8 protein-coding genes and 1 pseudogene are annotated in these 9,770 nt (G+C 53.5%); 4 read left to right on the forward strand and 5 right to left on the reverse strand.

The features are described 5' to 3' along the window. Positions 1 to 289: 289 nt before the first annotated feature. Positions 290 to 777, reverse strand: a pseudogene (locus QQJ84_RS19465) (aldo/keto reductase). Positions 778 to 854: 77 nt separating this feature from the next. On the opposite strand from QQJ84_RS19465, the gene QQJ84_RS06510 reads away from it, so the two are divergent. Next, positions 855 to 1,367, forward strand: coding sequence for a LysR substrate-binding domain-containing protein (locus tag QQJ84_RS06510; protein ID WP_284257326.1), 513 nt, complete (start codon positions 855 to 857; stop codon positions 1,365 to 1,367). Positions 1,368 to 1,533: 166 nt separating this feature from the next. Here QQJ84_RS06510 and QQJ84_RS06515 read toward each other — a convergent pair whose 3' ends face one another. Further along, entirely contained in the window at positions 1,534 to 2,886 is a 1,353-nt protein-coding gene (locus tag QQJ84_RS06515; RefSeq protein WP_284257320.1) for a GGDEF domain-containing phosphodiesterase, read from the reverse strand. 593 nt (positions 2,887 to 3,479) lie between these two features. Between QQJ84_RS06515 and QQJ84_RS06520 the strand changes: the two genes are divergently transcribed. Beyond that, the gene (locus QQJ84_RS06520) at positions 3,480 to 5,918 is read left to right on the forward strand and encodes a bifunctional diguanylate cyclase/phosphodiesterase (RefSeq protein WP_284257321.1); all 2,439 of its coding nucleotides are present in this window, start codon (positions 3,480 to 3,482) and stop codon (positions 5,916 to 5,918) included. Positions 5,919 to 6,048: 130 nt separating this feature from the next. Here QQJ84_RS06520 and QQJ84_RS06525 read toward each other — a convergent pair whose 3' ends face one another. Both QQJ84_RS06525 and QQJ84_RS06530 read right to left on the reverse strand, forming a co-directional pair. Next, positions 6,049 to 6,504, reverse strand: a complete 456-nt coding sequence (locus QQJ84_RS06525; protein WP_284257327.1) for a helix-turn-helix domain-containing protein — start codon at positions 6,502 to 6,504, stop codon at positions 6,049 to 6,051. A gap of 135 nt (positions 6,505 to 6,639) precedes the next feature. Then, positions 6,640 to 7,134: an OB-fold nucleic acid binding domain-containing protein gene (locus tag QQJ84_RS06530; protein ID WP_284257322.1), complete on the reverse strand. Its 495-nt coding sequence runs from the start codon at positions 7,132 to 7,134 to the stop codon at positions 6,640 to 6,642. Positions 7,135 to 7,263: 129 nt separating this feature from the next. Here QQJ84_RS06530 and QQJ84_RS06535 point away from each other — a divergent pair, with 129 nt between their 5' ends. Next, complete coding sequence (locus QQJ84_RS06535) at positions 7,264 to 7,635, forward strand: transposase (protein ID WP_284257323.1); 372 nt, start codon at positions 7,264 to 7,266, stop codon at positions 7,633 to 7,635. Here QQJ84_RS06535 and QQJ84_RS06540 read toward each other — a convergent pair. Then, a complete protein-coding gene (locus tag QQJ84_RS06540) occupies positions 7,537 to 8,745 on the reverse strand; it encodes a rhamnan synthesis F family protein (protein ID WP_284257324.1) in 1,209 nt (402 codons plus the stop codon). The genes QQJ84_RS06535 and QQJ84_RS06540 overlap by 99 nt on opposite strands. Before the next feature lie 206 nt (positions 8,746 to 8,951). Between QQJ84_RS06540 and QQJ84_RS06545 the strand changes: the two genes are divergently transcribed. Next, the coding region (locus QQJ84_RS06545) for an ABC transporter permease (RefSeq protein ID WP_284257325.1) at positions 8,952 to 9,770 on the forward strand (819 nt) is incomplete at its 3' end.

Here is a 9,770-nt window from a genome sequence, read left to right on the forward strand (position 1 = left end):
CGCCGAGCTCACCAAGCCGCCGCACAGAAAGCGTACATCAAATCTAAATCACAACTGTAATGCTAGAAGCGCTCTATCTTTGATGTCGATTTTGAATGGGAGGGGACTTCACCCCGTTTTAGCCCGGTTTTCATGCAAATTTTCGGGTAGAATACCCGCTCGGACAGACACCCTATATTTGGGATCTACCCAACTTGCCCGCTGGACTGGGAGACTGGAAGGCCCTGGAGTTACGTGTGTGTCCTAACCGCAGGGAATGCGGATATAAACAGCACCGCGAAGACTTGTGTTAGGCTTGCTCGACAACCTGCATCTGCTGTTCGTTCGTGCGGCCGCCATGGACTGTGATACTGGAGAGAACATCCGCGATCTCGTCAAGGTCTTCGGGCGCGAGCTCAATGCGGCTCGCTTCGAGATTGTCGTGCAGATGACTGACGCGGCTTGTTCCAGGAATAGGAACGATGAACGGCTTTTGCGCCAGCAACCACGCGAGTGATAGCTGCACAACTGTTGTCTTTTTTTCGCGGCAAGATGCGCGATTTGATCAACAAGCGGCTTATTGGCTACGATGTTCTCCGGCCTGAACCGGTCAAACCCTGAGCGCAGGTCGAGATTTGTGTCGAGCGTCGTATCCGCATTCAGCTTCTGGGTAAGATATCCCATCCCAATAGGCCCCCAGGGAACAAAATTTATGCCCAGTTCTTCACAGACCGCGAGCACGCCATTGTGCTCGGGGTCTGTGTTCATGAGAGAATATTCCGTCTGCAGGGCCGCCACGGGCAGAACCGTATGAGCACGGCGAATGGTCTTCAGGCTGGCCTCAGACAGGCCGAAACGATTATCACCTTTCCGACATCGTTGCGGAACGCTACGACGCGGGGGTGCGCCTTGGCGAGCAAGTGGCAAAGGACATGATCGCCGTCCGTATCGGTCCGGATTTTCGTCAGGCCGTCGTCGGTACGCCCGCCTATTTCAAACCGCGCGGCCGGCCACAGACGCCGCATGATCTGTCTGAGCATACATGCATCGGGCTGCGTCTTCCCGCTTCAGGCGGTCTATATACCTGGCCATTCGCAAAAGGTGGCCGTGAGCTCAAAGTGCGGGTGGATGGGCAGTTCGTCTTCAACACCATTACGATGATGCTCAACATGTCCCTGGCTGGCCTTGGGCTGGCGCATGTGCCGGAGGATCTAGCGCGAATACATATTGCCGAGGGCAGGCTTGTGCGCGTTCTTTCCGAGTGGTGCTCGCCGATTTCCGGCTATCATCTCTACTATCCTAGCCGACGGCAGCCGACCCCAGCCTTTGTTCTGCTGGTCGAGGCGATGCGGTATCGCGATAGGTTGCGCGCGACATCAAAATCTTGATTGATACCACCTTACGGATGTCTGCTCTCGGACGACGCAAAATGACCGGTTATGTCCGCCCTGGGCCCGTCGTTGTCGGCACCGGCCAGCGCTGAACGGCCCCACCTGAGATTATGCCCCGATCCAGTCAACACCCACCGAGGGTCCGTCGGTCGAGAGCAACTCCCTACTCGCGGGGGAAAGTCTCAGTGAACCAACTTATGAAAGCGTCTGCCGGCATGGGCCAGTTGATCAGATACCCTTCGGCAAAATCGCAATTCCAGGCTCGAAGCATTTCCTGTACCGCGGATGTTTCCACTCCTTCAGCGACCACTTGCATGTCCATCTCATGGGCCATATGGATCATTGATCTCACCAGTGCTTGGTACCGGAGATTATCGGGCAAAAACTTTATGACCCGCCTGTCTATTTTAAGAAAATTGGCTGGAATATTTGCCAACGTCCGGAAACTATCTTTGCCTGTCGCAAAATCGTCAATTGAAATATTGACACCCATTGCACGCAGTTCAAGAAACCGGCTGCGCGCGATCGATGGATTCTCAAAGCTGCGGCGCTCGGAAAATTCAAGTTCCAGAAATTTCGGACTGAATTTATGCAGTTCTAGCAGAGCAGTGATTCGACCTACGAAATCATCCTCCTCGAGATTTTTTGTTGAAATTTTTACGCAGATTTTAACTTTCTGATTGTCCGCATGCCATTTTGCGGCCTGACTGATCGCGTAGGACAGCACCCAGAATGTCAGATCGCGGATTAACCCAGTTGCCTCGACCAATGGGATAAATTCGTCAGGCGTGATTCGTCCTAACACCGGGTGATGCCAGCGCAGCAACGCCTCCACAGCATCGGCCTTACCGGTACGAAGCGTTACACGCGCCTGGTAGGCGAGCTTGAACTGCCCCGGCGTGTTCATCGCATTGCTGATATCGGAGATTAAGGTAAAGGCGCGGCGGTGGTCATTGGCATGATCATAGTTGCATTCCGCCCAACCGGTGGGAGAAGCTGCTCCAGCCTGTCCAGCGAGATAAGTCGCCTGCAACAGATCTTCCGCCGCGATCGGGCTCTTCATCAGATCACAGACGCCGATTCCGGCTTTAATGGCAATAGGGATGCCCCTGCAGATCAGCGGTTTGGCCAAAACGTCGTTCAGCAAAGTCCGGATAGACTTCATCTCGTCGACAGTTTTTGACCGATAAATAAAGCCAATACTCCAAAACCCAACACGAAAAAAAGATTGTATTTTGCTGATGAATTGTAAATCCGCTAGACGAATGTTCAATAGATCGTCGGCAAATTTATAGCCAAAAACCCCGATAATGTCGTCATAGTGGTTAGTGTCGGCAATGTTGATGACAATAAGAAAAATATGCCCCTCCTGAAGTTTCTCCAACTTCACGGACACAATTTCCTTTACCAGCAACGTACGCTCCAGAAGTGCCACAGGATCGTCAAGGTCGGTAAAAGCAAGATTTTCGCCTCTAATAGCACTCCCCTGGCGATTGCTTTGGATTGATTTTGACATATTCACCCCCGTCGTCGACCAAGAATAGCGTCGTGAGAATCTCTATTTAATTGAAAATTATAACAATCTAATCAACCTATAATTGACAAAACCCAACAAAAAAGCCAATGCATTAGGCGCCGAGTAACGCAATTGTGAACGTAAAATGATCAAATATTCGAGATCGATAAAATCGCCTTGGGGATTTCGCACGGGTAACGGCTTCTTGTCCGAGGCCTCCGTCCAAGGTCTCAATGCGCGTACAGAATGCAACCAAGTGGCCGCAGGCATGACAAATCAGTCGGCGATGGCAAGAAGCTGCCAAGCCAATGCCGGATACGTGCAAGGCTCCCGCACAGGGGGTATGGAAACGAACATCCGATGCAAAAACAATTCGCCGAACCCGCTTTCGGGCATACGATGTGCGCTAGAGGTTTCTGCCAATGTTTCCAACGCGGGAATCGATAAGGTGAAACGCCTGTGAGCATTGGTCTGCACGGCGCACAACCTCATAAAGCTGACAGTAAGGGAAAGCCCCGCTACAGTGAGCCGGCCGGCATCCTCACCAGAAAATCTTGCTGGAACAAGCGAGCGTTCGTCACTGGACGGATCAAATGACGCAATCGGACGATAATTCGCCTAATCGACCTTTTTTTTACAATAAATTGGACGATTTCTCGGATATTTGGCTTGAGGCCCTTCAAGGTAGCGTCACGGGTATCTGGGACCGCAACGTCGTTACCGGTGAAATTCGCTATTCGTCGAGTTGGTTCTCGATCCTCGGCTTTAAAGACATGCCGACATCCAACAAGATCGAGGAAAGCTATGGGCGCGTCCATCCAGATGACCTTGACTATGTTAAGGCGCAGATACAGGCACATTTTGAGCAGATAACCGATACCTACGAGGTGAAGCACCGCCTGCGGCACAAGGATGGCCACTACGTATGGGTGCTCAGCCGGGGTAAGGTGATCAACCGGGACGGCGACGGCCGCCCCTTGCGCATGGTTGGCACGACAACGGATATCTCCGCCCTAAAGGAGAGTGAGGACAACTATCGCCATATGGTGGAACTGCATCCACAAATTCCGTGGGTGGCAGCCCCCGACGGTAGCGTCCTCGATGTTGGGCCACAATGGTTCGTTCTGACCGGCGTACGTCGCAAAGAGGCTGCGCCGGGCGGCTGGATCGAGGCCGTCCATCCCCAGGATCAATCGCGCATTGAACACGCCTGGAAACACAGCCTTGGGACCGGGGACCGGCTTGATGCGGAATATCGTCTAAGACGGCATGACGGTGGCTACGCGTGGATTCGGGCACGCGCCGCGGCCCGCAGGAGTCCCGAGGGGCAAATTATCCGTTGGTACGGCACGCTTGAGGATGTTTCAGACCGCTATGCGGCGGAGGAAGCAAGACGCAGTTCCGATGCGCTCGCATCGCGTGTTTTAGAGACGACCGGCGATGCCGTTATCGTCTGCAATCGAAATGGAAAAATAACATTTTTTAATAGCAAAGCGGTTGCCTTACTCGGCCAGAACACAGCAAAGATCGGAGATTGTATAAGAAACCTGTTTACTGAGATCCATGGGGCCGAAATTAGGGATGCACTCGATCGAGCTATGGGCGCTGGAGAAGCCGCGCATTTCGAGTATTTCTGGCCGCTCGCTGATATGTGGCTTGACGTTCACCTTTATAGTGGCGTGGATGACGTTTCACTGTTCCTCCGTAATATATCAGAACAGCATATAATCCAAAAAGAACTGCTTCATGCAGCAAGTCATGATCTTATGACCGGAGCGATCAACCGGACCACGCTATTTACAAAGCTTCATGACACTCTCACCCGGCAAACACCCGAAAATATGGTCGCCCTGCTTTGTCTTGATGTTGATTACTTCAAGGATATCAATGACAAGTACGGCCATCCCGTAGGTGACAGCCTGCTCAAACTGATTGTAAACCGCTTGCTGTCTCACCTGCGCAGGAGCGATCTGCTCGCCCGTAGCGGTGGTGACGAATTTCTCATCATGCTGCCGGACGTAAGAACTTCAGCAGACGCGATACAACTTGCTGAACGCCTTAACACAGCAATGCAGGTCGCTTTTGATGTCGATGGAATCTCGATTAGGGCTAGTCTGTCAATTGGTATTGCTTTTTCGAATCTCGGCAGCACCAACAGCGATAGTCTGTACCAGCAAGCTGACCGCGCGCTATACGAAGCTAAAAAGCAGGCCCGGGGCGCCTATCGTGTATTCCGCCAGGAAATGCAAAATTTACTCGATAAGACAAGCCATCTGCACATGGATTTGATCTCTGCTTTAGCTGGAGATGAATTTTTTTTGGAGTTTCAACCGATCATTCAGCTGTCTAAACGCTGTATCGTCGGCGTGGAGGCATTGATCCGTTGGAATCATCCGACACGGGGCATGATTTCGCCCGCCGAATTTATCCCTGTCGCTGAAGAGAGCGGTCTGATTACGAAGCTTGGAGCATGGGTGCTCCGTCGTGCCTGTGAAGCAGCCCACCAATGGCCCGAAACAGTAAAGGTATCGGTGAATATTTCGCCCCGCCAGTTCGAACTCGATGATGTTTACCGCATGGTCAGCAGTGTCCTACTGACATCCGGCCTGCCTGCGAAGCGATTGAAACTTGAGATTACCGAATCGGTCTTGCTGTCGCAGAATTCGCCAAATCTCCAAACCCTGCAGGATCTCAGAGATCTCGATATAACCCTCGTACTCGACGATTTCGGGATAGGATATGCGTCACTTTCATATCTTGATATGTTCAAGTTCGATTTTATCAAAATTGACAAATCTTTTGTCTCCAGGATCAGCAATCCTGAGGATCGGCACCATGTCTTCGAGGCGGTAATGGGGATGGCAAAGGCTCTTGAAATGCCCGTCACGGCAGAAGGCATCGAAACATCAGCACAACTCAAATATGTCCAGAGCTTGGGCTGTGATTTTGTGCAAGGATTTTATTTTGCGAAACCAATGACAAGCACTCAATTGCTCCAATTTATGTCATCTCCATTACCGGCAGTCATCTGAGCTAAAAAAGCTCAATATATCAACAAACTTTATCTTTGATGGGCAACCATAGTCAGCGCAAGCTACGGGGAATGGCGTAACCTCCTCGTTCAATCCAATGTTAACATTGTAAAATTTAGATTTCCTCGACTTATGAGGCGAGGGATTTTATAAGTTTGAACATCTGTTGCCTCGAGGATGGATTGGAAATACCGTAATAAGCGTCGACTACGTTGAGTGTCTCACGCGTAGACAATATGCCCATTGCCGAAGCATTAAACTGTCTATGCAACTCAGAAACTTCCGACGCGCGCCTGCACTCGCCGGAATTAGGGGCTTCTGATACACCTTTCGGCATATCATCGAAAAAGTAGCTGATGGGTACATCCAACACCCGAGAAATTTCAAACAAACGTGAGGCGCCCACTCGGTTGTTGCCGAGTTCATATTTTTGCACCTGTTGGTATGTAAGATTGAGCGCGTCACCAAGGCCTTCCTGAGACAACCCGAGATACGTGCGGCGAAGGCGGATACGAGACCCAACATACGCGTCGACGGGGCTTAATCGCTTCTCACCAGCCACACTGTCGACTTTCTCTTTGCCCATGACGTTCAACCCTTGCGAATGATATAACCAAATATCGGCCACACCTAGAGCAACCTTAGATTGCCGTCAATACAACCAATAGCTGTTTATTTTTTGGGTATTCGCCGAGGCTAGCCCTTATGTGAAATTAGTCAGTCATCGGCGCTCCCAGCGATTCCTGGAGACGTGCAGGATCCTGTTGATATGAAAATCGGGGAGATGGATTTCCTTGACCTCGTTGCCCAATGCCACTCGCGTGTCAGGACTCTTAACTGTTTTTGCCTCGTCGCAGCGCCCCTGCGGCGCAGGAAACGCAACATCACGCTCCCCGACACTTGCCAGTTCGGCCGACAAATCGGTGAGCCGGTGCGAGATGAGATGCACAACATCTCCTTCCCGCTGCACCCGTCCATAGACGGCGATCATACCCGAGGAGAGGATAATCCGGCGCTGCTTCTCGTAGAGGTTGGGCCAGACCACCAGATTGGCGATGCCGGTTTCATCCTCAATGGTGATGAACATTACCCCCTTGGCCGAACCAGGTTTCTGCCGCACGAGCACGATCCCGGCGGTCTCCAGCCATTTATTATCGGGCGCGCGCATAGCTTGGTCGCAGATGCCAAGTTTCCGGTGGCTGAATTCCTCGCGCAAAAAAACTCACCGGGTGCGCCAGCAGGCTGAGGCCCGTATGGACTGTCCCCCCGTCAGTGCCCTTGAGACAAAACTGGCATCTTGAATAAGGGAGGATTTCTGGCTCATCATAGCGACGAAGGAGCGTAGATGAGCCAGAAATCCTCGACTTCAAAACCACCTACCGAGGCGGTAGTGCGTGACATTCGCCGCGCGACCCGGCGGCATTATTCGGCTGAAGATAAAATCCGCATTGTGCTGGAGGGGCTGCGCGGTGAGCACAGCATCTCCGAGCTATGTCGGCGCGAGGGCATTGCCGAGAGTATGTATTATTCCTGGTCCAAGGAATTCCTTGAAGCGGGCACCGGAACCGAACAGTTCATCGTGCTGATGTCTATCAGCTGGGTCATTCCGAAATTGCCGCTAAGAATTCACCATGACGTCATCGACGCGAAAGCCAGCAAGGTACGCGGTATGGTTGAAAAGGCGCTCGATCGCGTGCTCGACAGCTCCGTCAATTAACCCACCTTCCGGCATAAAGGCGTTTTCCGAAAGGCGCAGCTCCCGAAGTGGCGCAAGGGCTTGCGGCTTTACCCAAAACATCGTGCCTTCGAAGAAGTCAAACGCATTGTCCCGGATCACGCTGCCCATCTTTGCTGCGATGGCCTCGGCCGCCGGGCGATTATTTCCGAGTAAATCTTGAGGTTTTGTGTTATTTGATATTGCGTGGAAGCGCCGTGGCCCAATCAGCCCAACCTGAGGATCGTCTTCGAAGAGTTGGAGTATCTTGCGAACCTGAAGGTCCGTCGAAATCAAATCCAGAAATATCGTGCGGCGCCACAGGTCGCCAAAAATGGCCGCGTGACCGGTGCCGAGCGACTTTTTGCCATGGATTTTGCAAATCAAAGAAAAGGAATCGAACACGCCCTCTTCAAGCAGCAACAGGAACGGGCGGACGTCGCGACCACTGTTTTCGACGACGCGAACCACGCTGCCGGGGAAGGCGGATTGTATGCGATCCACCAGTTCGGGATTTTCATGCGTGATGCTCAGGAACAGCGTGAACGCGACATTCCACCGCTTGAGCTGGGTTTCAATCTCGGGCCAGAGGTCATCATAGTGGAGATGGAGCGCTACGGCGATACCGGGGCTCAAGAGTGCGCTGGGAGCGGGATTTTCATCGGGCCCGATTGGCCATCCCTCGACCAGCTTGGGGAGGTCGCGCAGCATTTGACTGTCGAACGCATGATTGTGCCAATGGGCGCGGACGAGCTTACCAAAGATCTTTGTCTTCTTCCTTGGCCCTTCAGGAAAAATCTCAACGCCGTTAAATTTTAGGGTGCTGCGCCGCAACCGGGTGAAACGGCGCCGCACCGACGCTATCAGCGCAGTGCGAAACCCTGCCTGCTCGATCATAGCTTCATCGGGGTCAATCGAGACCGTCACGACCTTCTCATTGGTACGCAGGCAGAAATCGAGCCCGTTGCAAACCGGAACGAACCAGCTCTGCTGGCCGGTGCCAGGCCGCTCGAATGCCATGCGCATATAACCGCGTTTCTGCGCGCGATCAAAAGGTCGCACGCGATACACGGCACCACGCAGGACAATGAACTCACGAGTTTTACTGACCACGATGTTACTTTTCTCCGCAGATAAATGACTATTTAGCCGCTCAGCGTAGTTCGTGCTATATCTATTGCCGCCCCTCCCGCCGTTATTTTATTTGTGTTATTCCATATTTTATGACTAACCCCACCTCTATGTCTCAAGCTCTTCCCACGCTCCCCCTCATGCTCCGCCTTTGGCAAGATCATATACGCCACTATCGCTGGCGCATCGTGTTTATCGTTCTTGCAACCCTGGTCATGTCGGCCACCACGGCGGCCTACCCGGCGCTGATCAAATGGGCCTTCGACATGTTCTCTCATAAAGACCCGCGCATCCTCTATCAGGTGCCGGTGCTGGTGCTTATCATTACCACCATTAAGGGCCTCTCGATGTATTTCCAGTCCGTGCTGACGCAGGACATGGTGCTCCAGGTGATCCGCCGCCTCCAGGTGGCCATGTTCCGCCACCTCTCCAACGCCTCCCTGGCGCGGGTGGAGCGCGAGGCCCCGGCGCAGATCGCCGCCCGTTTCACCACCGATGCGACGGTAATCGGCGGAGCAATGTCCAGGGCGGTTAGCGCCGTGGCCGACGCCGCCACCCTCGCCGGGCTGGTTGTCACCATGATCGTGATCGACTGGAAACTCAGCCTCATCGCCGCCGCACTCTACCCGCTGGCCGGCATCCCGGTGCAAAAAATCGGCCAGCGCATGCGCCATGCCTCGGACGGCATGCAGGGCCAGATGGGCCAGGCCGCCGCCATGTTGAACGAGAGTTTCGCCCAGGCCCGCACCGTGCGCGCCTACGGCCTGGAGGAGCACGAGCAGAAACGCGCCAACAAAACCTTCGACCAGCTATACCACTCGCTGCTGCGCATGACCCAGATCCGCTCCCGGCTGGACCCGATGCTCGAAGTGCTGGGCGGCCTCGCGGTGGCCATGGTCATCGGCTTCGAGGGCTGGCGCAACGCCACCGGCGGCAGCGGCGTGGGCAATTTCATGGGCTTCATCTCGGCCCTGCTCATCGCCAGCCGCCCCTTGCGCGCGCTGGGC

Source organism: Acidocella aquatica, assembly GCF_030160635.1.
Lineage (GTDB): Bacteria > Pseudomonadota > Alphaproteobacteria > Acetobacterales > Acetobacteraceae > Acidocella > Acidocella aquatica.